The organism is Fulvivirga marina, from assembly GCF_016775155.1.
GTDB lineage: Bacteria > Bacteroidota > Bacteroidia > Cytophagales > Cyclobacteriaceae > Fulvivirga > Fulvivirga marina.
In genome coordinates, this window is the sequence record NZ_JAEUGD010000042.1 from 575,342 (window position 1) to 598,861 (window position 23,520).

At 39.9% G+C, this 23,520-nt stretch carries 19 protein-coding genes, 1 tRNA gene and 1 pseudogene; 7 read left to right on the top strand and 14 right to left on the bottom strand.

Annotation, left to right across the window (positions count from 1 at the left end; all coding sequences use genetic code 11):
• Positions 1–94 precede the first annotated feature (94 nt).
• The gene (clpB, locus tag JMN32_RS13125; protein WP_202856781.1) at positions 95–2,701 is read left to right on the top strand and encodes an ATP-dependent chaperone ClpB; all 2,607 of its coding nucleotides are present in this window, start codon (positions 95–97) and stop codon (positions 2,699–2,701) included.
• 154 nt (positions 2,702–2,855) lie between these two features.
• On the opposite strand, the gene JMN32_RS13130 is transcribed toward clpB, so the two are convergent.
• The 5 genes from JMN32_RS13130 to rlmD all read right to left on the bottom strand — a co-directional run bounded on the left by JMN32_RS13130 (position 2,856) and on the right by rlmD (position 6,142).
• Positions 2,856–3,383, bottom strand: coding sequence for a hypothetical protein (locus JMN32_RS13130; RefSeq protein ID WP_202856782.1), 528 nt, complete (start codon positions 3,381–3,383; stop codon positions 2,856–2,858).
• Positions 3,384–3,715: 332 nt separating this feature from the next.
• A complete protein-coding gene (locus JMN32_RS27740) occupies positions 3,716–3,934 on the bottom strand; it encodes an ion channel (RefSeq protein ID WP_202856903.1) in 219 nt (72 codons plus the stop codon).
• Between the two features lie 123 nt (positions 3,935–4,057).
• The gene (locus tag JMN32_RS13140) at positions 4,058–4,405 is read right to left on the bottom strand and encodes a TM2 domain-containing protein (protein ID WP_202856783.1); all 348 of its coding nucleotides are present in this window, start codon (positions 4,403–4,405) and stop codon (positions 4,058–4,060) included.
• 2 nt (positions 4,406–4,407) lie between these two features.
• A complete protein-coding gene (locus JMN32_RS13145; protein ID WP_317191779.1) occupies positions 4,408–4,716 on the bottom strand; it encodes a DUF2752 domain-containing protein in 309 nt (102 codons plus the stop codon).
• Between the two features lie 4 nt (positions 4,717–4,720).
• Positions 4,721–6,142 (bottom strand): 23S rRNA (uracil(1939)-C(5))-methyltransferase RlmD, encoded by a 1,422-nt coding sequence (rlmD, locus tag JMN32_RS13150; protein WP_202856784.1) that lies wholly within the window; start codon positions 6,140–6,142, stop codon positions 4,721–4,723.
• A 61-nt stretch (positions 6,143–6,203) separates the two neighbouring features.
• On the opposite strand from rlmD, the gene JMN32_RS13155 reads away from it, so the two are divergent.
• Positions 6,204–8,873, top strand: coding sequence for a T9SS type B sorting domain-containing protein (locus JMN32_RS13155; protein WP_202856785.1), 2,670 nt, complete (start codon positions 6,204–6,206; stop codon positions 8,871–8,873).
• Between the two features lie 7 nt (positions 8,874–8,880).
• Here the strand turns inward: JMN32_RS13155 and JMN32_RS13160 are convergent, their stop codons facing one another.
• Positions 8,881–9,612 (bottom strand): hypothetical protein, encoded by a 732-nt coding sequence (locus tag JMN32_RS13160; RefSeq protein ID WP_202856786.1) that lies wholly within the window; start codon positions 9,610–9,612, stop codon positions 8,881–8,883.
• Positions 9,613–9,836: 224 nt separating this feature from the next.
• Here JMN32_RS13160 and JMN32_RS13165 point away from each other — a divergent pair.
• Positions 9,837–9,909, top strand: a tRNA-Lys gene (locus JMN32_RS13165).
• A gap of 108 nt (positions 9,910–10,017) precedes the next feature.
• Here JMN32_RS13165 and JMN32_RS13170 read toward each other — a convergent pair.
• Positions 10,018–10,143, bottom strand: a pseudogene (locus tag JMN32_RS13170) (transposase); the annotation flags it as partial.
• 146 nt (positions 10,144–10,289) lie between these two features.
• Between JMN32_RS13170 and JMN32_RS13175 the strand changes: the two are divergent.
• Both JMN32_RS13175 and JMN32_RS13180 read left to right on the top strand, forming a co-directional pair.
• A complete protein-coding gene (locus tag JMN32_RS13175; protein WP_238354452.1) occupies positions 10,290–11,120 on the top strand; it encodes a DUF6597 domain-containing transcriptional factor in 831 nt (276 codons plus the stop codon).
• Between the two features lie 82 nt (positions 11,121–11,202).
• A complete protein-coding gene (locus JMN32_RS13180; RefSeq protein ID WP_202856787.1) occupies positions 11,203–11,676 on the top strand; it encodes a VOC family protein in 474 nt (157 codons plus the stop codon).
• A 105-nt stretch (positions 11,677–11,781) separates the two neighbouring features.
• Here the strand turns inward: JMN32_RS13180 and JMN32_RS13185 are convergent, their stop codons facing one another.
• Complete coding sequence (locus JMN32_RS13185) at positions 11,782–14,280, bottom strand: PAS domain-containing sensor histidine kinase (RefSeq protein ID WP_202856788.1); 2,499 nt, start codon at positions 14,278–14,280, stop codon at positions 11,782–11,784.
• A 213-nt stretch (positions 14,281–14,493) separates the two neighbouring features.
• Between JMN32_RS13185 and JMN32_RS13190 the strand changes: the two genes are divergently transcribed.
• Both JMN32_RS13190 and JMN32_RS13195 read left to right on the top strand, forming a co-directional pair.
• Entirely contained in the window at positions 14,494–16,701 is a 2,208-nt protein-coding gene (locus JMN32_RS13190) for a helix-turn-helix domain-containing protein (RefSeq protein WP_202856789.1), read from the top strand.
• 132 nt (positions 16,702–16,833) lie between these two features.
• On the top strand, positions 16,834–17,751 hold the full coding sequence (locus JMN32_RS13195) for a tetrahydrofolate dehydrogenase/cyclohydrolase catalytic domain-containing protein (RefSeq protein WP_202856790.1): 918 nt from the start codon (positions 16,834–16,836) through the stop codon (positions 17,749–17,751).
• A gap of 1,092 nt (positions 17,752–18,843) precedes the next feature.
• On the opposite strand, the gene JMN32_RS13200 is transcribed toward JMN32_RS13195, so the two are convergent.
• The 6 genes from JMN32_RS13200 to JMN32_RS13225 all read right to left on the bottom strand — a co-directional run bounded on the left by JMN32_RS13200 (position 18,844) and on the right by JMN32_RS13225 (position 23,330).
• Positions 18,844–19,383, bottom strand: coding sequence for a response regulator transcription factor (locus JMN32_RS13200; RefSeq protein WP_202856791.1), 540 nt, complete (start codon positions 19,381–19,383; stop codon positions 18,844–18,846).
• Between the two features lie 310 nt (positions 19,384–19,693).
• Complete coding sequence (locus JMN32_RS13205) at positions 19,694–20,152, bottom strand: YybH family protein (RefSeq protein ID WP_202856792.1); 459 nt, start codon at positions 20,150–20,152, stop codon at positions 19,694–19,696.
• Positions 20,139–20,525, bottom strand: coding sequence for a KTSC domain-containing protein (locus tag JMN32_RS13210; protein ID WP_202856793.1), 387 nt, complete (start codon positions 20,523–20,525; stop codon positions 20,139–20,141). The genes JMN32_RS13205 and JMN32_RS13210 overlap by 14 nt, the downstream gene beginning before the upstream one ends.
• A gap of 126 nt (positions 20,526–20,651) precedes the next feature.
• Complete coding sequence (locus tag JMN32_RS13215) at positions 20,652–21,194, bottom strand: O-acetyl-ADP-ribose deacetylase (RefSeq protein WP_202856794.1); 543 nt, start codon at positions 21,192–21,194, stop codon at positions 20,652–20,654.
• On the bottom strand, positions 21,175–21,612 hold the full coding sequence (locus JMN32_RS13220) for a cytochrome B (protein ID WP_202856795.1): 438 nt from the start codon (positions 21,610–21,612) through the stop codon (positions 21,175–21,177). The genes JMN32_RS13215 and JMN32_RS13220 overlap by 20 nt, the downstream gene beginning before the upstream one ends.
• A 71-nt stretch (positions 21,613–21,683) precedes the next feature.
• A complete protein-coding gene (locus tag JMN32_RS13225; RefSeq protein ID WP_202856796.1) occupies positions 21,684–23,330 on the bottom strand; it encodes a S8 family peptidase in 1,647 nt (548 codons plus the stop codon).
• Positions 23,331–23,520 lie beyond the last annotated feature (190 nt).

The window sequence follows — 23,520 nt, forward strand, 5'->3', positions numbered from 1 at the left end:
TTTACCAAAAAACTGACATAATTTCTGCTTTTTCTCTATTTCATAGTATGGCTGATTATTTGATGAGGATAACTTAAAGTGAAAACTACTAGATATGAATTTTGATAAATATACAATTAAATCACAGGAAGTGCTTCAGAAGGCGGCTGAGATAGCGACTGGCAATCAACAGCAGGCTATAGAGCCCGGTCACCTGATGAAGGCCATTTTGGCCTCGGATGAGAATGTAATTTCTTTTCTGGTCAAAAAATTAAATGTTAATCGGCAACATTTGGATACGAAGCTTGATGAGATCATTAATGGGTACCCAAAAGTGAGTGGACAGCAACCTTATCTGTCTAATGATTCAGCAGCAGCCTTGCAAAAGGCAGAGAAGGAATTAAAAGAGTTTCAGGATGAATATATTGCTGTGGAGCATATTATTCTGGGACTAATTGAGGGTAGAGAGAAAACAGCATCTTTACTGAAGGATGTTGGGTTTGAACGCAAAGGTTTAATAACGGGAATTAAAGAACTACGAGGAGGAAGTAAAGTGACAGATCAAAACGCAGAATCTAAATACCGCTCGTTGGAGCGATATTCCATTAATCTTAATGAGCAGGCCAAAAAGGGTAAGATTGACCCGGTAATTGGTCGTGATGATGAAATTCGAAGGGTGTTGCAGATTCTTTCGAGGCGAACTAAAAATAACCCAATACTACTTGGTGAACCCGGTGTGGGTAAAACGGCCATTGTAGAAGGCATGGCTCAGCGAATTGTAGATGGTGATGTACCTGAAAACCTGAAAGATAAGATACTTATTTCCCTTGATATGGGGTTGCTGGTAGCTGGAGCTAAGTATAAAGGTGAGTTTGAAGAGAGGCTCAAGGCAGTGATTAAAGAGGTTACTGATTCGGATGGCCAGATCATACTTTTTATAGATGAGATCCACACGCTCATTGGTGCCGGAGGAGGTGAAGGGGCTATGGATGCTGCCAACCTGTTGAAGCCTGCATTGGCCAGAGGAGAACTACATGCTATTGGAGCTACTACACTTAAAGAGTATCAAAAGTATGTGGAGAAGGATAAAGCTCTGGAAAGAAGGTTTCAGGCAGTAACTGTAGATGAGCCAACAGCTCAGGATGCCATTTCCATCTTAAGGGGGATTAAAGATAAGTATGAGATCCACCATGGGGTTAGGATCAAAGATGATGCTGTAATAGCAGCGGTTGAGCTTTCACAACGGTATATTTCAGACAGATTTTTGCCAGATAAAGCTATTGACCTTATGGATGAGGCCGCTTCAAAGCTTAGGCTTGAGATGGACTCGTTGCCCGAGGAACTTGATGAGCTTAATCGACGAGTAATGCAGCTTGAAATCGAGCGTGAGGCTATCAGAAGGGAAAAGGATAAAGATAAAGAGCGACAGCTGACCAAAGAGATAGCTGATCTGACTGAAAAGCGCAACGACCTAAAGGCTAAATGGGAAAATGAGAAGACAGTAATTGAGGGGATTAGGCATCAAAAAGAGGAGATAGACAGGCTGAAGTTTGAGGCTGAGCAGGCTGAAAAAAGCGGTGACTTTGGTAGGGTGGCTGAGATTCGTTATGGTAAAATAGGAGAGGCTGAAAAACAACTTGAAGAGTATCAGAAGAAAATATCGGAAATTCAGGAAGAGAGTTTGATGAAGGAAGAAGTCGATTCTGAGGATATTACTGAGGTAGTGGCGAGGTGGACCGGAATTCCGGTGTCAAAAATGTTGCAAAGTGAACGAGAAAAACTGTTATCTTTGGAGCAGGAATTAGGAAAGCGTATAGCAGGACAGGAGGAAGCCATACGGGCTCTATCTGATGCGGTGCGCAGGAGTAGGGCAGGACTGCAGGATCCTAAAAGGCCGATAGGTTCATTCATATTTCTTGGTACGACAGGCGTTGGTAAGACGGAACTATCAAAGGCTTTAGCTGAATATCTTTTTAATGATGAAAATGCAATGGTAAGGATAGATATGTCCGAATATCAGGAGAGGCATTCTGTGAGTAGACTGGTAGGAGCGCCTCCGGGATATGTAGGGTATGACGAAGGTGGTCAGCTTACAGAAGCTGTGAGAAGAAAACCGTACTCTGTAATTCTACTTGATGAGATTGAAAAGGCTCATCCTGATGTGTTTAATATCCTTTTACAGGTTTTGGATGATGGAAGGCTAACTGATAATAAGGGTCGTGTAGCAAATTTTAAAAATACGATCATAATTATGACTACAAATATTGGTTCTTCCATAATTCAGGATAATTTTGCAGCCTTAAATGAAGGCAACCTAGAAGAGGTTCTCGATAAAACGAAAGATGAGGTCTTTGAATTACTGAAGAAGTCGGTAAGGCCCGAGTTTTTGAATCGGGTGGATGAAACGATTATGTTTAGACCGCTTTCGAGACAGGATGTTCGTAAGATCGTCGACATCCAATTTAAGCAAATTCAGCAAAGGCTTGTGGAGTCTGGAGTTAAACTTGAAATATCTTCTGATGCATTGGATCATCTCGCTAAGAAAGGTTTTGACCCTCAATTTGGAGCAAGACCATTGAAGCGTGTGTTACAACGAGAGATACTCAATGAATTATCAAAAGAAATATTAGCCGGTAAGATCAATAAAGACGCTATCGTCGGCGTTAATCTTGGAGAAAACGGCCAGGTTGAATTTATAAATCTTGACGAAGTTGAAGTTTAGGTATGTGAAGTTGGTATTTGGGTTTAGGTTGAAGGTCCCGGGGGTGGTTCCCTGGGGCTATTTTTTGTATTCGTTTCTATTTGTTAGCCCATAGCTACGCAAAAGTAGATTACGAAGTTCGATATGCTACTTGATGGTTCGGGGATGTAGTAGTTTAAGCATCGGTTTCCCAATCAGTTAGTTTACCTTTATAGATTCCTTCTATGCTTTCTCCGTTATTCAGTTTTAAGTAAAATTCTATAACATATTTACCTTCCCACTGAGACACTTTTACAGTGCCACCGGTGGCATATAATGATTCGCCCTTTTTATGGTTGATGTCATAATTGATGAGTACTTCAGCACCTGTAAAAGTGAAGGGATTCCTCTCTTTGCCTTCTGATTCTTTAAAATCATAAGTCCCGGAACTAATGACCTGCGAACTATTGCTATGTAAATCCAGGTAGACGTAATTTAAGGCGGTTGTGTGTATAAATTCTGGTTTTGAGGTAGACCCTAAATGAAGGTCATAATCATATGATCGCGTATCAGGGTGCATTCCAAAATTTTCTAAATAAGCATGAGGAATTTGGTAGGTTTCCCCTCTGTAATCGAAAGTATTAGACTCCCTGGTTTTGTTGTGAAAGGCCAATATTCCAGTAAATAAAGAAACGAAAAAAAGTATTTTAACTGAAGTTTTCATAACCAGGCTGTTTTTATACAAATATGGTTATGTGAAATCAGAAGATTTTAAGGGTAAATACCTATTTTACACTAAGTAAAACTCTTATATTTTAAATTTTCGAAATATAATTTTCCTTTATATTGAAAATGCTTTTTAATGTTTTGTTTGCCAGCATGATAAGGTAGTTGCCTGTGGATATCTTAATAGTTTCTGAAGGCTTGCTTTTTAGGTTGGCATTATCCAAGGTTACTACAAAATTCAGGTTTTTATGATGTTTTTAAGTTTAGTGCATAGACTAGTTTTCAGTGTCATTGTTGAGGTAACAAATACAATGGAACTTTCGCGGATATTTACTTTATGAAGTAGGTCGGAATTATTGTAGCCGGAAACACGGTAAAAAGTACGTCATAGAAGCCGAGGCTGAAAATGAGGAATATTGAGCCGAAAAGTATGCCTTGGTCCGTTAGGGAATGTAAGTCTCCATAACCAACAGTTTTTAAAGTAGCTATAGAGAAACAAAGGGCATCGTCAAAGTTTTTGACATTGGCTTGTGGGTGTGAGGTCTCTATTTCAGTTTAGAATACTAAGCAATAGCACATAGATTATGATGAAGCTAAATACTATTGCTAGTAGTTTTATGCAGTTGGGTTTTTTAACATATATTGCTTTTTCATATGTTACTCATTTGGATTTTAGATGCGCATACCTAAGCGGACCTCGTCGGCAATCTTTTGGTTGTATTCAAAGGTCATTTTTTGATAATTAATAACGTCAATGATAGTACCAATGTAGCATAAACCCGCCGTGAAGAAGAATAGGATTCCCATACCTACCTGATTAAGAACAAAGCGCTGAATACCTGCTATACCCAATAGCCCGAGAAGAGCAAAAATAAGTATCTCTTGTGGGTTCTTTCTTCGGGCACGGTATATCCCAATGAAGTTCCTTGCTTGCTCGTCGTCCAACTTCTCTACTACTGCCTGAATATAAATGAGCTCTTCTCCCTGAAGCTCAGGCATTAAGTTAATTGCGTTCGCCATGGTCAGTTGTTATTATTTTTTGTTTTGATTGAATAAAATGATAGTGAAATTATCCTGTAAGATAGTATTATTATTGCGAATAATCCTAAGGGGTGGCTGTCAAAAGAAGCGGTGAATTGTCCGTGAAAAGCATGAGAAATAGATCTTCCCAACCCACAACCTGGACAGAAATCAAAGCCAAGGTTATTTAAAGGGCAGAGAGAAAAGTGAGCAGGTGAATCTGTAGGGAGGCATGCCAAAGCTATAAGGGCCATCAACCAAATGAGGGCTTCAAAAGAGAATAGAACCCTTATAGCTTTGATTTTTTTCACATTATTATTTTTTCAATTCCAGCAGTACAATGTTTTCAACGTGGTGAGTATGAGGGAACATGTCTACTGGCTGCACTGCTGCAACCTTATATTTTCTATCTAATATAGCAATATCCCTGGCTTGTGTGGCAGGGTTGCAACTTACATATACTATGCGTTCTGGTGCTGCGTTCAATATCACTTTGCAAACATCCTCGTGCATTCCCGCTCTGGGAGGGTCTGTGATGATTACATCAGGCCTGCCATGGGTTTGAATAAATTCATTATTAAGGAGGTCTTTCATGTCGCCTGCATAAAAATCAGTGTTATTGATGTTGTTGATTTCAGCATTGATTTTGGCGTCATCTATTGCAGCCTCAACATACTCTATGCCGATAACATTCTTTGCGTTATGTGCTACATAGTTGGCAATGGTTCCGGTGCCAGTATAGAGGTCGTAAACTAACTCTTTACCGGTTAAGCCAGCTAACTCCCAAGCTTTTTTATAAAGTAAGTTGGCCTGAGAAGCATTAGTTTGAAAAAACGATTTTGGTCCTATTCTGAACTTTACAACCTGATCGGGAGCATCCGGAAGAGGCATCTCTTCCACAATAAAGGGCCTTCCGTGCCAGTTGACTACTTCCAGGTCGTTAAAAGTTTCATTGCCTTTGGAGTTGATCACATAATTAAGGGAGGTGATCTCGGGAAATTTATTTTTAAGGTGGTCAAGTATTAATTCCAGAGCTTCCTTGTCTTCTCTGGCTACTTGGAGAATGACCATTACTTCGCCAATCGAAGTGTCCCTGATGATCAGGTTTCTAAGAAAGCCTTGTTGCGTAATTAGATCAAAGAAAGAGATGTTGTGCTTTAGAGCCAGTTCTCTTACTGCAAGTCTGATTGCGTTCGAGGGATCCGGCTGAAGGTAGCAATGCTCTATATCAAGAATTTTATCAAATCTTTTTGGAATGTGAAAACCAAGCGCATTCCTGTCGAGGTTTTCATCGCTCTCAATTTCCTCTCGGGTAAGCCACCTTTTATTGGAGAATGTAAATTCTAATTTATTCCTGTAATACTCTGTGTTCTCTGAAGGAAGTATCCGGCTTACATTGGAGAAGGGCACTTTGGCTATTCTCTCCAGACTATCGATCACTTGCTGGTGTTTGTAGTCAAGCTGTGTGTCATAGTTGATATGTTGCCACTTACATCCACCGCATGTGCCAAAATGATTGCAAAAGGGTTCGCGCCGTTTATCGGAATATTGGGAAATATGAACAGGGATAGCTTCCAGGAAAGACTTCTTTTTCCTGATTATTTTAATGTCAGCTATATCTCCCGGAGCCACGCCAGACACAAATACCACTTTTCCGTCATAGTGAGTTATGCACTTGCCTTCTGCCGCAATACCTTCAATTTCTATGTCTTTTAAAACTTTATTTTTTATCTTCATGTTTTATTGCCCCAATCAATCAGGTCTTTTTACTATCGTTCTAAATTTACGTGTGCTCACTATGAGAAAAATTTTACTTGTTTCAATTCTCATATTAATCTGCAAAGTTAGCTCATTTGCTTCTCATATTGTAGGGGGAGAGTTTGAATTAGTCTACCTCAGTGGGAATAATTATAGATTGAATCTGATTATTTATTTTGATGAGATTAACGGAGCGCCTGGAGCTAAATATTCTCCTCTTCCGCTGGCCTGGATATACAGAAAAAGTGACAATGCTGTAATGATGCAAGACATTCAGCTGTCATTGTTCTCTGAAGAGCCTGTAGCGTATACAGTCCCCTCTTGTGCAAATGATGCCATTGTGAAGACTACCAAATTGGTTTTTAGCAAAGTTATTACCCTGACCCCTGAAAGTTATAATCACCCGGATGGTTACTATATTGTATGGCAGCGCTGTTGCCGTAACTACAATATTGTAAACGTGGTGAGCGAAAATCCTGATGCAGGAGGAGTAGGTTCAGGGCTTACTTTTTATTTAGAGATACCACCTCTGGTCAAAGATGGAAAGCGCTTTATCAACAACACTCCTCAGTTATTTCCTCCTTTAAGTGATTATGCATGTGTTAATCGTGGTTACTATGCTGATTTTAAGGGGGTTGATGCTGATGGAGATTCGTTGGTATATTCTCTGGTTACTCCTTTGAATACACCATCTGCAGTGCCTCATCCGCAACCGCCATCTACAGCTCCGTATCCCCAGGTGATATGGGAGGCTACCTATAGTTTAAACAACATTGTTCATGGGAACCCTAATCTGACGATAACAGATGATGGGTTGTTGAGGGTTACACCTACTGAGGAGGGGATCTTTGTGTTTGCAGTGAAGTGCGAAGAATATAGAGATGGAGAGAAAATAGGAGAGGTAAGACGGGATTTTCAAATGGTGGTGGTGGACTGCCCTCCCGGAGGGAGTGAGCCTGATGTGAATATTGAGTTGGAAGATGGGTCTACCTACAATGAAGGAGATGTACTACACTTTCTTGCCGATGATGATAAATGTGTGAAGTTCACTGTTGAAGATGAGAAGGGTGGTAGGGTAAACCTTAAGCTTGATCCCATAGGATATGACGAGGAGAATTTTGAGATCCAAATTTTAAGTACATCCCCAAGTGGAGATCGGTTGACTGCGCAGGTTTGTTTTACTGATTGCCCTCCTGATAAAGACCTCCCTTTTGAGGTGAGTTTTATTGGTTTGGATGATACTTGTCCACAGCCATTACAAGATACGGTAAAGTTAACAGTCAAAATTACCCCGCCTGATAATGACCTGCCTGTACTTAAGCATAAAGAAGATGATGGTAGTTATTCGGTAGCTAGTCAGCGTTTGGTGACCGTGAATGAAAAGGCTGGAGGGGTAAAGATTGTGCAGTTGCTCGGACAGGATGCCAATAGTGATTTGATGGATTTTATGTTGGAGCCTGTTGGTTTTGAGTTGGCAGATTATGGCATGAGCGTTATTGATAAAGCTAATTCTGCAGGTGTTCGGGAAGTCTGGCTGCAATGGAATTATGATTGCCAGCAGGTGAGTTTTGATGGCAAAACCTCATTTGAAATAAAGGTATATCTTGAGGATGAAGATGATTGCCAATATGAGGAGCCAGTGCTGGTTACACTGTTTCTGAATGTGAATTTGCCAGACAATAGCTTGCCTAATGTGTATAGTGAGAAACTGGGAAGTAGTAATCAATATGTGAAAGTTACGGCACAGCTGGACGAAACGGTAACCTTTGATGTACGGGGGACTGATGAGGACGGAGATCTGGCGTTTATAGAGGCTGTTCCTGCAAATTTTAGTTTCTCTGATTACAATATCACATATAATAGAGTGCAGGGACAAGGTAAACCTTCTGCCACTCAATTAAACTCTACTTTTTCATGGACCTTGGCATGCAAGAAGTTTAAACTGGTGGAGCAGGACTCTTTCAGGGTATATTTCATGATGGAAGATTTTGATAAATGTGAGATCACAAACAGAGATACGCTGACTGTTGATTTTCTTTTATCGCCACCTCCTAACTCAGATCCATTATTGACGGTGCAAAGCGCTAACAAGTTCCCTATTGTCAATGATACCATACATATTATTATTGATGAGAATATTAGCCTTAGGCTGACAGGGCGCGATTTTGAAGGGGATTCTATTACCTTGTACCTTGTTGATGATCAGCCTGAGCGATTGGGTTATGATTTTGAATCGAAAACAGGAATGGGTACTGTAGCAGCGGACTTTGTCTGGTCGCCGGAATGTCATGTATTAGAAGGGCAGCCTGAGGTGTTTGTGCCACTTACTTTTGCGGTTCAGGATAATCACTGTACTCAGCCCAGGTCTAAACAGTATTCTTTAGTGGTACATATTGAAGATATTGATGATAAGAGTGAACAGTTTATTCCGCCCAATATCTTTACGCCAAATGGAGACGATCTCAATACTTATTTTGGTATGTATAGGGTCAATAATCAAACAGGAGTAGAGGAAAATATACTTCCCATAGATAACTGCGCCGGGCAATTTGAGAAAGTTGTAGTATATAATCGTTGGGGCAGAGAGGTTTACTCCAGTACGGACCGTTATTTTAAATGGTATGGGGATGATGTGTCCTCAGGTGTATATTTCTATTATATAGAGTATACCAATCGTGGGTATCGAGGTTCTTTTACCGTTCGATTTTAATCAACTTTTACAGTATAGAAATCTTTTTAAGTTTGTTTTCTTTTATGAAAACAGTCTGGCCATTCCATTCAGTCTGAGTCCAGATATCCTTTTGACCTTTCACGGGTAAGCGGTGACCTTTCCCGACAATAGCAATTACCTCGGCACCTGCTGATGGACCATCCATAATGTAGGTGTTGCTTTGGGTAATAATCACTTTTTGGTAGTCTTTTCCAAAGTTTAGAGTATAGAATAGTAATGCCAGCATAATAATTGTAAAAATACCACTGACCACAGGTTTTTGGTTGTGTTTCTTTTTACGGTATATCATAATGCCCATAAATAGTAAAGCAAGAATGAATAATGTGATAACTATGGCGTTGTAGAACTTGAAAAAGGTACTTTTAAAGAAATCAAAATCACTTAAACTATAGCCCTCCAGGTTTTTGGCTTTGGCAAGTTCTTCCATTTTATCCAAGGCCTTTTTATCGGCAGTCCGGAGGTAATACAAATTGATGTAGTAAAGGGCGTTGGTGTAGTCGCCTAAACCCTCCTTGATGAAAGCCATTTTTAGGAGCATAGCAGGGGATGCTTGATGTTCTTTTTCCAGTAAGCGTTGGTAGATGTCGAAAGACTCTGTATACTTTTTTATCTGGAAGAGAGAGTCTGCCTGAGCGAGCATATTATCCACCTGGTTTTGTGCCTTAACAGTAACCGAGCAGGTTACCACTAGAAGTGTACAAAATATCCGGAGCATCATAGGCTGTTCTTAAAGTTTTTAGAGCACCAAAGATAAATCATGAAAATTTATTAACGAAAAAAGTGCTCTAAAATTACAGGAAAGGCAGGTTTTTAATTAAAGTTCATTTTTTTTGATTTTTTTTTCAGTGAGGCTTTGCATTTTAAATCCGGAACATTACCTTTGCATCTCCATTACGAAAAAGGGCAACGAAAAAAGCTCTAATTCACAAGGGAGGACGTTAAGATTCCGTAGCTCAGTTGGTAGAGCATCTCCCTTTTAAGGAGAGGGTCCTGGGTTCGAGCCCCAGCGGGATCACTTCAAAAACCCGATCGAAAGATCGGGTTTTTTTATTTCTACTCAATCCATTTTTTTGTAGGTTTAAATAGGTCAAGGATCAAGCGGAAAACCTGTGGAGCAATTGTACTAAGCATAGATTCTGGAAAGCCTGTAAAGGAAGAAACTAATGTTTTTAACTCCTCTGAATTGACTCCTGAAGGCTTTAATTTTAGCATTGAAAGACTCAGTTGCGGCATTGGTGCTTCTACGTTCAAAGTAGTTGAGAGTAGTCTACCTCTCTGGGTTTACAAAGGGTTTTTATGTTTTTTAAGAGATTGATTAATGCAACTTTGCGGGTCTTCAATCAGTATTTGATCAAATGTTATTCCTGACCGTTTAAGTGCTAAAAGAAAGATAATTTGGCTTCACTTACATCACTTGACGTAAAGTCTTTTGAAAAACTCAGGCGCTCGTATAAGCCAATGCAGCCTACAGTGAGGAATATGGAGCATATTGGTTATAAGGAAGTACTTCCTTTAGCCATATTGCAGCCTTTCATCTATTGCTATTGGGAGTTGGTGTCTTTGACGGAGCTGGATAAACCATTCTCTTATCAAATAGTGACTGATGGTTGTATTGACATTTTCTTTGATGCTGCAAACCCTGCGGAAAGTTATGTAATGGGGTATTGTGATTCGCATACCTCATTTACTTTCACGGAAGGGTTTCATTATATGGGCATACGGTTTTTCCCAAGTGTATTGCCGCAACTTTTTAGGCTCAATGCGGCTGAATTGTCAAATCGCTCTGAATACCTCGATGCAATTTGTCCTATCACGGCTCAAATTTTCGCAGATCTGGAAGTGCCTGTTTCTTTGGATTCTGTCCGTGAGAAATTGGATAATCATTTTATTTACCTTTTTTCTAAAGCAAAATTTAAGGTTGATTCCAGGTTTTATAGTGCGCTTGATCTAATCTTTACCTATCAGGGCAGAGAACGTATAGAAACAGGCTTTGATGTCGGGGTGAGTCCGAGGCAGCTTCGCAGGCTTTTTGGGAATTATATAGGAGGCTCAGCAAAAACTTTCAGCAAAGTTGTTCGGTTTCAGCAAATGTTGCGAAGTATAGCCTCTGGGGCAAGTCTGCTCGAGAGCAAAGCTTTTTTGGATTATTACTATGATCAGGCCCATTTTATAAAGGAGTTTAAGCGTCTGTATGGCTCCACGCCTGGAAAGGCGCCAGGCTGGTGAAGTATATGTCCGATTTTTACAATATATCTTTTATTCCCTGCCATATGTTTGCCCTATAAGTCAAGATAAACCCATCAGCTTTATGAGGAGGATAAAATTTATAACATCAGCCGTATTACTGAGCCTTAGTGCTACCGTTTTTGCACAATCTGATACCGATAATAAAAGCATTATGAATATGAAAATGAATGCTGGAGTAATTACGAGAAAACTAAAAGAGACCAGAAAGTTCTACACCGAAGTCCTGGGGTTTGGAGTCACATTTGAAAACGAATTTTACCTGTTGATGCATACGCCAAATAAGCAGGCAGAACTTAGTTTTTTGTTGCCAAATCACCCCACTCAGCAGCCAATTTTCCAACCGGCCTTTGAAGGTAAGGGAATGTATCTTACTATAGAGGTGGATGATGTGGATGCAATTTACAGGGAGATAAAGCAAAAGAATGTTGAGATAATAATTGATATCCGTGATGAGGCTTGGGGGGACAGGCATTTCACAATTCAGGATCCCAATGGAATAGGTGTCGATATTGTTACATACTCAGGTCAGGGGTAGTATATAGGGTGTGAAGAGGACGCTGATTTAATACTTAGCCTTTTGTGGATAGGTTTATGGAGGGTTTTAATCAGGATATGAAAGGGAAGTTGTAATTGATATTTTCTAAAAATTAACCTTGAATGTGCTTCCCTTGCCTACCTGACTGGCGACGCTAATGCTCCCGCCCATAGACTCTACGTGGCTTTTGGTAATGTAGAGACCAACGCCTTTGGCTTCTGGGTTATCATGGAAAGTTTTGTTTAGTTTAAAAAGTTTATTTCCATGTTTGTCGAGGTCAATGCCTAGTCCATTGTCAGTGATTGTTAATGTAATGCCTTTTTCAGTGACGTCTGTTTTTACATGGATCTGTGGAGGTATGTTATGTGCCCTGTACTTAATGGAGTTGGTAAGCAGGTTGAGGAATATGCTTTCAAGATAATTTCTATTATAATTAATTACAGGAGCTGCAGAGAAGTCGCAGGTAATAACGGCCTTACTTTCCGTGATCTGGGCAGTGATGATATCTAAAGTTTTATTTAAAACTTCTTGGAAATCAATTATTTCTGTCTCCTTGCTGTTTGCTTCTTCGTTTTTTAGTGTTTCTATTAATGTGTTGAGGGTAGAGGAGAGATGTTGGATAACAATTTTGAATTTTTCAAAGATTAGCTCTTTTTCCTGTTTGCTTTCGGCTAGGTTGTAGAGATGTAATAGAGAAGAAAGGTTACTAACTGGAGACCTGAGGTTATGTGAGGTTATGTGTGCAAAATTGGCGAGTTGAGCATTTTGCTCTGTTAGCCTTTCTGTTAGTACCTCCAGGCTTGTTTTGGCTTCAAATAGTTTTTTTTGGTTTTCCACGCGTTCGGTGATGTCAGTTGCTATGCCTAAAAAACCTGTAATAGTATTTGTTTCATTTTTTATAGCGGTTACCGCCAACTGAACTTTTATTTTAGATCCATCTTTTTTGATGAAGGTCCATTCGCGCGATTCGGACTGTCCCTGTTTGGCATACTCAGTAAGAGCATCATAACCTTTTATTTTTTTATTCAACAGGTTGGAAAGTTCTTTTTCTCTCTGACTAATTTCATTTTTGTCATGGAAAATAACAGGAGTTTTTTTCATAACCACTTCTTCGGCCCGGTAGCCAAGCAGGTTTTCGGCACCTTTGTTAAAATGTTTGATTTTTCCGTTAAGGTCAGTGCTTATAATGGATACTTCAGTGGTGGCATCCATGATTGTTTTCAAATTTGCCAGAAGTGTCTTGATTTGATTTTCTGTTACTTTTCTTGAAGTGATGTCATAACTTATGCCCAATAGCCCATTGATTTTTCCTGTTTTGTCGCGGAGGGGGACTTTTGAAAACATAAACCAGGTTTCTGTGTTGTCACTTTTCACATGGCGGCACTCCATATTTTTAAGCGACTTACCTGTGGAGTAGACATATTGATCTTCTTTGACCGATTGTATGGCGGAATCTATGGCAAAGAGTTCGAAATCATCCTTGCCCAGGATGTCCTCTTCTTTAAGTCCCAGATAATCACATTCACTTTTATTGACAAGCGTCTTTCTCGATTGCAGGTCTTTGGTGTATACGTTAAGAGGTATGTTATCAATGATGGCTCTTAGAAGCTTTCTTTCCTCCTGAATTATCTGTTCATTTTTTTTGGCTTCATTAATATCCTGAAATACACCATAAAGTCTTTGGCATCTTCCATTTATGAATTCAGGCTGACCAATAACCCGCGCCCAGAGGGTGTTGCCTTTGTCTGTAACCAATTCCAACTCGAGATCATATGCTTTGCCCAGGTTTATAGCTTCAGCCACGGCTGTTTCTATGTCCGCCCTGTTTTTGCCTTTTTTGAAAAACTTGAAAATATAAGCGTAGTCTGCTTTGAAGTTTTCAGGTACTTCCAGTATTTGTTGGGTAACACTGTTCCATAAAATATAACCCGTATCAAGATCAATCTCCCAGGTACCAATACGGGCAACCTTGCTGGCTTTGTCCAGGGTATTCTCTACTCTCTTTCTGCCAAATTCTTTTTCCTTAATATCTGTAATGTCCGAAGTGTACATGATAAGACCACCTATAGTATTTCCCGAAATGTACCAAGGGCGTACATCCCAAGTGATCCATTGCACAGTACCATCTGCCCTTTTAAAGCTGGCTTCGTCGCATGTGTTAATGGCACCTTTAAGGCATTCCTGATGTATTTTTTTCCATTCATCGCCTATTTCAGGAAAAATGTCATAATGAGAAACTCCTGTAAGGTCACTTTGCTTTATGTCATAATCTTTCATCCACTGATGGGAGGCTACCATGTATTTCATGTTTTTGTCAAACATAGCTATAGCATGCGGAGCTTCCTCTATGATCTTTTTATATCTCTTTTCCACATCAGCGATTTCATTGTTTTTTTTGGGTCGAGGCTTCCTCTTCTCCGAAGAGGAGGGGTTAATCGCAGTCCAAAGTGCAATGAACAATGCAATGGCCAATACATAGATGGAGGAGGTGAGGGTAGGAGTGCCTGCCCTGCCATAGCTTTGGTTGTAAAATAGCACAATGAGTATTGCAATGGATATCAATACTATCAGCGCAATGATTGGGATATTCTTTTTTTGACCCATTGCAATTTTTTTAAAAGCCTGAGTTGGTTATTGCATTTGGCTCATTAGTTAAAATTTTAAGGATCAGGTGTTAATAGTATGGTTTTAGTAACTATCAATATACAAATCTTAATTCGATAAGTAAATTCAAAACATCATTATTTATTCCTGTTTCCAGACTTTTTGAAGACCATCAATTTGGTTATTTGTCTCCGACTTATTTAATATTATGGAATGAGTCAGAAATTAAGTGCAGTAGCTGAGTTAGCAGTTAAGTATGTAAATACTACCGACAGACATATTTTTCTTACAGGAAAGGCAGGAAGTGGAAAAACCACGCTGCTAAGATACCTGGTAGAGAAGACCTATAAAAATGCTGTTGTGGCAGCTCCTACGGGTATAGCAGCTATCAATGCGGGTGGGGTTACGCTGCACTCTTTACTTCAATTACCCTTCGGAACTTTTGTGCCTGAAGAACTGGTACGGGCAGGGCAGGAACTAAGTGAGAAGTTAAATACCCCGAAGTCGGTAATTGGGCAGTTGCAGATGGGAAGCACCAAGCGGAAGCTTCTTCGTGAAATTGAATTGTTGATCATCGATGAAGTAAGTATGCTTAGAGCAGATTTGCTTGACTGTATCGACTTGATTTTGAAGCATGTAAGGCGAAAGCGATCGGTGCCTTTTGGAGGGGTGCAGTTGCTTTTTATTGGGGATCTCAATCAACTTCCTCCTGTAGTTAAAAACTCTGAATGGCCATTGCTTTCAAGGCATTACAAGAGTGCTTATTTTTTTGATTCCCAGGTGTTGAAGCAAACACCTCCGGTTTATATTGAACTGGATAAGATTTATCGTCAGTCGGACCCTGAATTCCTGGGTATCCTCAATAGGTTAAGGGATAATAAATTGCAGCAAGGCGATGTCAAAACTTTAAATGCGCATTTCAAAAAAGATGTGAGTACTTATGCGGAGGATGGGTATATACATATCACCACGCACAATCGTAAGGCAGACTTGATCAATGACCGTGAGTTGGAAAAGCTGGAAAGCAGCCGGCGTGAATACAAGGCAAAAATTACCGGCGACTTTCCTGAGAATATGTACCCACTGTCAGATGCTGTTGTGCTAAAGGAGGGAGCTCAGGTTATGTTTATCAAGAATGATCCCAGTGGTGAGGCTCAATATTATAATGGTAAGATAGGTAAGGTAATTTCACTGACTTATGAGAGCATTGCGGTAGAGTTGGACGGAGATAGCGAAGTTGTAGAGGTGAAAACATACTTATGGGAGAATAAAAGATATAAACTCAACGCAGATACAGGGCAGGTGGAAGAGAAGGTGATTGGTACTTATGAGCAGTATCCGGTTAAGCTGGCATGGGCAATAACTGTGCATAAGAGCCAGGGACTTACATTTGAAAAGGCAATTCTGGATTTATCTGAGTCTTTTGCTCCCGGGCAAATGTATGTTGCGCTTTCACGGCTCACATCTATGGAAGGACTGGTGCTTTCTGCTCTTGTTCCGGAAAGTGGTATCAATACTGATAATGCACTTATGGGGTTTGTGGGCAGTAAAAAGGCTGTTGATGACCTTCAGGAAGAGTTGAAGCAGGACAGAAAACAGTTTTTGCTAAACTATGCCCAAGTAGCTTTTGATTTTACGGATATTTTGATTGAGCTAAATAACCACCTTAAAGGTTTTGATAAAGACGAAAATAGGTCTGCAAAACAAAAATATAAGGATTGGACCGTGGAACTCCTTAACGATGCTAAACCGCTTCAAGAGGTGGCGGTTAAATTTATCAGACAGCTCGCAAAAATTGTAATTGAAGAGGGGGAAGACTATTTAAAAATAATATACGAGCGAGTGCAAAAGGCAAGTGGTTACTTCCTGCCTTTGCTACAGTCGTTATCTCAAAAGATAAAAGAGCACAAGAAACAGGTGAATATTCAAAAGCAGGTAAAAGGATATTCTAAAGAGCTTAAAGATATTGAGAGTTTGTTTGACAGGAAAGTAATGCAAATTCAGAAAGTAGAGTTGCTGATATCACATGCGGTAGAAAATAAGGTATTAACAAAGGAAGATCTGACTTCTTCGGACTTCTTCAAGCGTACTGCTCGAAAAAAGGATAAAAAGGAATCCAAGGTACCTACAAAAGAAATAACCTATGGGCTATATAGGGGGGGGAAAAGTGTGGAAGAGATAGCGGAGTTGCGTGGCTTGACCCAGGGTACTATTGAAGGTCATTTATGTACTTATGTCATCAGTGGAGATCTGGAAGCTACGGATCTGATGGATGGAGAGAAAATGAAGAATATATTGACAGTAATGAAAACATTGGGTACCACTTCTTCGGGAGAAATCAAAAGTAAGCTGGGGGATGAATATGAATATGGGGAAATTCGTATTGCTCTGGCGTATCATCAATTTACTAACAAGGGTTAAGTATAGCTTGACGAACTTTACGGTGATTTAGCTTAACCTCAAGACTAACAGTAGATAAATGTTGCGCTGCTTTATCCAAATGGTTATTTTCGCAGTCGAAAATATTTTCCCAGCATTAATATTCATCCAGTAATGTCTAATACTCCTATTTTACTTGACGGTAAGGCCTTATCCAAGGAAATTGAAGAAAGCCTGAAAAAACGTGTGACCAATATTATCAGACAGACTGGCGTTGTGCCTGTATTGGCTACCGTGCTTGTAGGTAACGATCCGTCATCGGAAGTATATGTGAAGATGAAAGGGAATGCCTGCGAAAGGGTAGGGATGAAGTCTCTAAGGATTCACCTGCCAGAAGAAACTACAACAGGGCAATTGCTGGCAGAAATTGATAAGCTTAATGATGATGATTCCGTTTGTGGTATACTGTTGCAGCATCCTGTGCCTGGCCATATCAATGAGCGGGAGTGTTTTGATCGTATAGCTGTACATAAAGATGTAGATGGTGTTACTTGCACGGGGTTTGGGCGTATTGCCATGGGAGAACCTGCCTTTGGAAGTGCTACACCAGAAGGAATCATGAAGCTTATCAGGCACTATGACCTGCCTGTAGCCGGAAAGCATGCTGTGGTGGTGGGTAGAAGCCCAATATTAGGCAAGCCGGTGGCTATGATGTTGCTCAATGAAAATGCAACTGTTACTATCTGCCACTCTAAGACCCAGAAGCTCCCCGAGCTTGTTAAGGGTGCTGATATAGTAGTAGGGGCTGTAGGGAAGCCCGAATTTATAAAGGCAGACTGGATTAGAGATAATGCTATTGTGATTGATGCCGGATATCACGCTGGAGGGATTGGAGATGTCGAGATCAGCAAAGTTAAAGACAGGGCCATGGCCTATACCCCAGTGCCCGGAGGGGTTGGTCCAATGACTATTGCTACTTTGATCATGCAGACTGTTGAGTCTGCGGAGATACTACTTAACAGTAAAGCTCTATATCCGTTGGAGGTGGACAATGAAACTAAGGAAGTAGAAGAAGTGTCGGCGTTACTTTAGCAAAAGGTTTTAATTCCATCCTAGGCTGGATAATAATGGATCTGAAATAGTCCCTATTGCTATTTACACCAATATTAATAAGCCCTTAAGGTTTATTGTTATATTTTATGGCATTGCCAATGCGTTTAATCAAAACTTGTTGCAACAATATCATCTTGGTATAGAAAACAGGCATTTCAGGCTAAATGCTGATTTTTATGTTTGAAGGAGGCTGATGCAGGTCGGTAATGTCACTTTGCAAGTTTTTTAGTATCAACATTTTCAAGTATTACATCTTTTTGTCCAATTTTTGAATGCTCAGAAGGCCATTGATCAGTGCTTCTAGTATAAAAACGCGCCCATAGTGTTCGCAGGTTAGCCTTCACATCTTCAGGGATGCCATCTCCTAAACCTTCTTCTATCCATTTAGGTGGCTTGAAAATAGCGCGTAATGAAGCTTTGAGGCTATGAGAAACAACATAGGAGAATTAATTAAGTTCTCGGTTCTGCTTTTTGAGCAGTTCTGAGTGAGCAACAAGTTTATTTTGTTTTTTATGAAAATAGTCGGATTTGCTCTGTATTAAAGCTTGGTGGTGCCTCAATGGACCGGAATGAAAGTTGGTCATTCCTTCCGGTCACTGAGGTCTTTCATGGTGCTTATTTACCACAAAATCCAAATATTGAATTCGGATTAAATTTTTATTGAATTTTAAATGCTGCTCATAATAAACTAAAGCGAGTATTTAATGTGCAATTTTTATTTTTGACGATATGAAGATATTTAAAAAAACAAGGAATGTCAATTTTGCTGGTTTATCTGCGTTAAAATGGGCTTATAATGCATCAGGTGCATGTTAGGCCATTGCTATATTTTTGTACTACCAACTATAATTCGAGATATTGAGTTATATCCTTACATTTTATGAAGAAAAGAAAAACGCCCTCTATGGGTGTTATTTGGCTAATTATGGCGCAATGTTCCTTGATAAAAGTATTAATTAAGGTGAAAAATTACACGAGGAGAAAAAAAGACATATGTGCGCCTCATAAAAAAGACAGGAAAAGAGCATGATAACTCAAGCTCTGCCAGAGAAACTACACTAATCTATTTACTTACTTGCTCGATATAATGCCGTTTTCAATGGCATAAATAATTAGCTGCGTGGGCGATTTCAGATTGAGCTTTTGCAGAATATTCTTGCGGTGTGAGTTGATAGTGTGGATGCTTAGGTTAAGTTTTTCTGCTATACAACTACTGCTATTACCATCTATGATCAGGTGCATAACCTCTACTTCACGAGGACTCAGAGGCTCAAGCGCCGGGGAAGGCTGTTCGAGTATGACGTTGAGAATAGAAGAGCAAAAAAAACGTTGACCTTTGGCCAGGTTTTGTATGGCACTAACAACCTCATCACGTTCACACTCATAAGAGATGCATCCTTTGATGCCTGATTTTATAATATGGTCAATATCTTGTTTAGAGTAATCTCTTGCCAAAATTAGAATTGAGCTTTTAGGTAGACCTTTGCCTATGAGTTTATTAGAGTCGTTTAGATAGGTGGCCAGATCTAATATGGTTACATCGGGTGTGGAGTTGTCACTGTCCTGGTCCAAAAGGCGAAATCCTGGTTGCTCTTCAACCAGGGAAACCAAGCCGGCTTTACCCAGATAGGGCGTGTCTGACAGCGATATGGATACAGTTATTTGCAGTGTTTAGAATTTGTCTAAATAATTACGCAAATATATAAGACATTCTCTTATTTGGAATAATTCTAAACAGTAATTGAAAATAAATATAACTCCCAGGCTTTGCAGGTCTGCGAGTTACAGACTTTGATAGCACCCTGATACAATTTTTGTATTATTGATTTGTTCTATTTGTGCCTAATGTGAAAATCGAATGTGGAGTAATTTAGTTTTCTCATTTGGGAGAGAATCCAGGATTAATTCTGCAATTATGGGGTTATTGGACTTTATTGTCAGCATCAGGGCTTTTGGTTCCTGTATCTAATACATATTTCCATTTCCCGCTTTTATCCTTTTTCCAGATCGTAACATAATGTCCGTGCTCAGTAGTTTGCATGTGGGTTAAAGTGTATTTGCCAAAAGTATAACCCAAATCTCCTGAACTTGCGACCTCTACTTTTTCTGGGTGCCAAGAGAGCTTAAGGTCAGTTGGCGTATTTTTATGTAAGGAAGCAATGTTTGCAATTCCTTTTAGTGGGAGCTGCCCATTTTGCATAATGATGGCATTGCTATCAGCATAGGCTATGAAAGCGGCACCTACACCTATCTGGTGTGCCATATCAGCAAATTCCAGGTCAGTTTTGGTGAGTACTTGCTTATCAGCTTCTGTCAATTTTGTACACCCGGCGATAATGGCGACCAGGGATGTGAGTAAAAATTTATTATAGGCTCTCATATTTCTTGTCGATATGAGTACTATAGTAACCTATGGGGTCATTAGTGTTCGAAAACTCGTCCCAAACCTCTTGTGGGATGTTTTGGTATATTTTTCGACGGTCATCCTTTAGGTCTACTATTAAATACCCTGTCTGTCCATCGCATGAGTAAAAGAATGCCGCTTTTGGGCTGTAATAACGTGAAATTTTGATGGACTGCGTAAGCCTGAAAGTGGATTTTTCAATGACGTCTATAGCTTGCGAGGGAGAGTCAAATTTTTCAGGAAGCTCGTGGCAGTTGGTATTGGAAGGCTCCATTTCAAAGTTATGCTCTACCTGCGCCTGTAAACTTATGGTGGTGGCTAAGAGGATAGTTGTAATAAAGTATTTCATGCCTGCTAAAATAATTTCCAAGTTTATTCGGCCCGTCCGTTAACCGTGTGTTTATAACCAATAAATAGTACGAAAGGTTTGTTATGTAAAGCAGCTTTGATTGAAATTGTGAGCTCAGGGTAGTTTTTATTGTGCCTTCATTTGGGCATAAACCTTTTTCATGGCCAGGTAGTCTTCATGGCTGAAAGTAATTAATATTACTTTTTGAATGGTCTGGTTGTCATTCAAAAAGGCGTTAACCGTTGATAGGGCTATTTTACATGCTCTTTCGAAGGGAAATCCATAAACTCCGGTACTGATAGAGGGGAAGGCGATGGAGGTTAAGTTATTTTCAACGGCGACTTCAAGGCTGCGGTGATAACAGCTTGCTAGAAGGTCATCCTCATGATGGCTACCATCTTTCCATATGGGGCCTACAGTTGAAATTACAAATTGAGCAGGTAAATTAAACCCTGGACTTATTTTGGCGTCACCGGTGTTGCAACCACCCAATTTTCGGTTAAACTCAAGCAGCTGAGGGCCAGCTGCCCTATGTATGGCGCCGTCAACACCTCCACCACCAAGTAGTGAGTTGTTGGCTGCATTAACTATAGCATCTACCTTGAGTAGGGTAATATCGCCCTGCTCAAGGTGTATTTTTGAATCTATATTAAAACCACGATCCTCCATAATTCAAGAATGGCCAGGGAATACTAGCTAATATGAGTATAAGACCTATTAAATAGAAAACAAGAATAGATTTAAATTTCTTGCCATCCGTTTGAGCACGTTTGGATTTGCTGTAACCTATAGTGATTAGTATTATGGCAATCAGCATTATCGAAATGTGCTCTACCAGGAAAAACCTTAACACGTCACTTTTCATGGATGTGGCAGCAAATACAACCTTAGGGCTGCTAAAGTATAGCACTAGGCCAAGAACAAATTGCAAATGAGTGAAAATAAGAGCGAAAAGGCCGTACTTCTTATCTTTATCTGTGAAAGCTTTGGAGCCGTTGGTTTTTCCAACCGCATTAACTATTGCGAGAATTAAAGCAATAAGCACCAACCATCTGAGGCCTGAGTGTGCATGTCGTAATATTTCCATATAAATGTTTAAATGAATAAAACCAGCCTAAAGTTAGGCTGGTTTTATTTTCAAGACAATTTTTACATCTATTAGTTTTGCTTATCCATAACCATGGACTCGGCCATTTTTAATGCTTCGTAGGCATTAATCAACCCACCTGAAATTGACAGATCTTTGAAGTCAACTAACTCTTCCTTGCCTGGCTTGGTTACTTTTAGGTTGTCAAATTTTCTGGAAGATTTAGTAATGATGTCCTTTATCTGGAAAGCCGTGAGCTGGGGGTAATATGACATCAATAGTGCAGCAACTCCGGCAGTATTTGGAGCAGCCATACTAGTGCCGTCAAATGATTTGTAGTTGTTATCCGGTGTTGTAGAGTAGATGTCTACCCCAGGTGCGAATATGTCCACGGTTTCCTTGCCATAGTTAGAAAACTCTCCTACAAAATCGGATCCAGTGCCCCATGCGGAGGCTCCAACTTCCAGCCAGTTCGAGGCTTTTGCCTTGGAGTTATCGTATGTTTTTGTAGGGAAGTTAAGTCCTTTATCAATATCTTTGGAGCTGTTACCTGCTGCGTGTACTAGCAACACACCCTTGCTCTCGGCATACTTAACTGCTTTATCTACAGCCTCTTTTTGAGGTGAATAAGACTTTCCAAAACTCATATTGATAATTTGAGCACCATTATCAACTGCGTATATTATGGCGTTGGCCACATCTTTATCTCTTTCATCTCCGTCAGGTACGGCACGTACAACCATAATTTTCACGTTGTCGGCAATTCCTTTTATTCCTAACTCATTATTTCTATTGGCAGCTATGATTCCGGCAACATGGGTTCCGTGACTTGGGTCGTGTCCTTTTACATCATTATTCCCATACCCCTTTTCATATAGGTCTTCGTAGTTGTCCCCTACAATGTCTCTTGGGTTAAATTCTGTATTGAAAGCAAAATTTACCTGATTGCTAAAATGCTCTACTGCTCCGTCAAGGTCTTCGGTGATCTTGTCGAAATCAGCATCTTCACCCACATTTTGGTAGATCATTCCAATGATATTCCTTGCAGTGAGAACTATGGAGTCCTGGGAGTTAATACCTCTCAGGTCATCAAGCGAAATTTGCTCAACCCCGAGATAGGCTTTTAACAAAACATGGAACCTGACAATGTTGTCTCGGAGGTTTGAGTAGAAGTTGTATTGCTGGTGGGCTTCATCGTATGTTTTCTCAAAATCTTCTTTTACTTTAACCCAGTAATCATATTCTTCTCTATCTTTTTTTCTAACCTTCTTGGGTTCTATATCCCCATATTTCTCTTTAAGCTTTACGTATATTCTTGTGAGTTCGTGGGTATCTTGCTTTACATTTCTGCCATCTTTTCCTCCAATGAAATTCCAACCATACTTGTCGTCGATATATCCGTTTTTATCATCATCAATGCCATTATCTGCAATTTCCTTTTCGTTGACCCAGATTTTGCCCTGAAGGTCTTCGTGATCTATGTCTACACCTGAATCGATAACTGCTACAGTTACTGTTTTTGATTTTTTGCCTTTTAATATAGTATTGTATGCCTTTTCTGCACTTACTCCTTGCACATTATCTGTGGCAGGATCTAAAATGAACCATTCTTTTGGAGGGAGCTGGCTATTTTCTTGTACCGTTCCCTGCGCCTGAACGCCTGTAATTGAACCGGCAAGCATTATAATTAGCAGGAACCCTCTAACTCTTCTTTTCATAAGTTACCTTTATTGATTAATTGATATAAATAGTGCCAAGATACTTGAAATGTATCACTTTACCGTGTTAATTCCGGCAACTTGGCAATATTTGGAATTATTTTAAAAGCTATTTCAGATGTTTAACATTACATCTGTGCTTGCAAACCAAACTTTCGCTGGATTTGTTTCACAAAATGAGCGAATTTTA

What these genes read in the sequence shown, in the direction of transcription:
- clpB (WP_202856781.1), top strand. Translation starts at nt 95, where the DNA reads ATGAATTTTGATAAATATACAATTAAATCACAGGAAGTGCTTCAGAAG.
- JMN32_RS13130 (WP_202856782.1), bottom strand. Translation starts at nt 3,383, where the DNA reads ATGAAAACTTCAGTTAAAATACTTTTTTTCGTTTCTTTATTTACTGGA.
- JMN32_RS13140 (WP_202856783.1), bottom strand. Translation starts at nt 4,405, where the DNA reads ATGGCGAACGCAATTAACTTAATGCCTGAGCTTCAGGGAGAAGAGCTC.
- rlmD (WP_202856784.1), bottom strand. Translation starts at nt 6,142, where the DNA reads ATGAAGATAAAAAATAAAGTTTTAAAAGACATAGAAATTGAAGGTATT.
- JMN32_RS13155 (WP_202856785.1), top strand. Translation starts at nt 6,204, where the DNA reads ATGAGAAAAATTTTACTTGTTTCAATTCTCATATTAATCTGCAAAGTT.
- JMN32_RS13160 (WP_202856786.1), bottom strand. Translation starts at nt 9,612, where the DNA reads ATGATGCTCCGGATATTTTGTACACTTCTAGTGGTAACCTGCTCGGTT.
- JMN32_RS13180 (WP_202856787.1), top strand. Translation starts at nt 11,203, where the DNA reads ATGAGGAGGATAAAATTTATAACATCAGCCGTATTACTGAGCCTTAGT.
- JMN32_RS13185 (WP_202856788.1), bottom strand. Translation starts at nt 14,280, where the DNA reads ATGGGTCAAAAAAAGAATATCCCAATCATTGCGCTGATAGTATTGATA.
- JMN32_RS13190 (WP_202856789.1), top strand. Translation starts at nt 14,494, where the DNA reads ATGAGTCAGAAATTAAGTGCAGTAGCTGAGTTAGCAGTTAAGTATGTA.
- JMN32_RS13195 (WP_202856790.1), top strand. Translation starts at nt 16,834, where the DNA reads ATGTCTAATACTCCTATTTTACTTGACGGTAAGGCCTTATCCAAGGAA.
- JMN32_RS13205 (WP_202856792.1), bottom strand. Translation starts at nt 20,152, where the DNA reads ATGAGAGCCTATAATAAATTTTTACTCACATCCCTGGTCGCCATTATC.
- JMN32_RS13210 (WP_202856793.1), bottom strand. Translation starts at nt 20,525, where the DNA reads ATGAAATACTTTATTACAACTATCCTCTTAGCCACCACCATAAGTTTA.
- JMN32_RS13215 (WP_202856794.1), bottom strand. Translation starts at nt 21,194, where the DNA reads ATGGAGGATCGTGGTTTTAATATAGATTCAAAAATACACCTTGAGCAG.
- JMN32_RS13220 (WP_202856795.1), bottom strand. Translation starts at nt 21,612, where the DNA reads ATGGAAATATTACGACATGCACACTCAGGCCTCAGATGGTTGGTGCTT.
- JMN32_RS13225 (WP_202856796.1), bottom strand. Translation starts at nt 23,330, where the DNA reads ATGAAAAGAAGAGTTAGAGGGTTCCTGCTAATTATAATGCTTGCCGGT.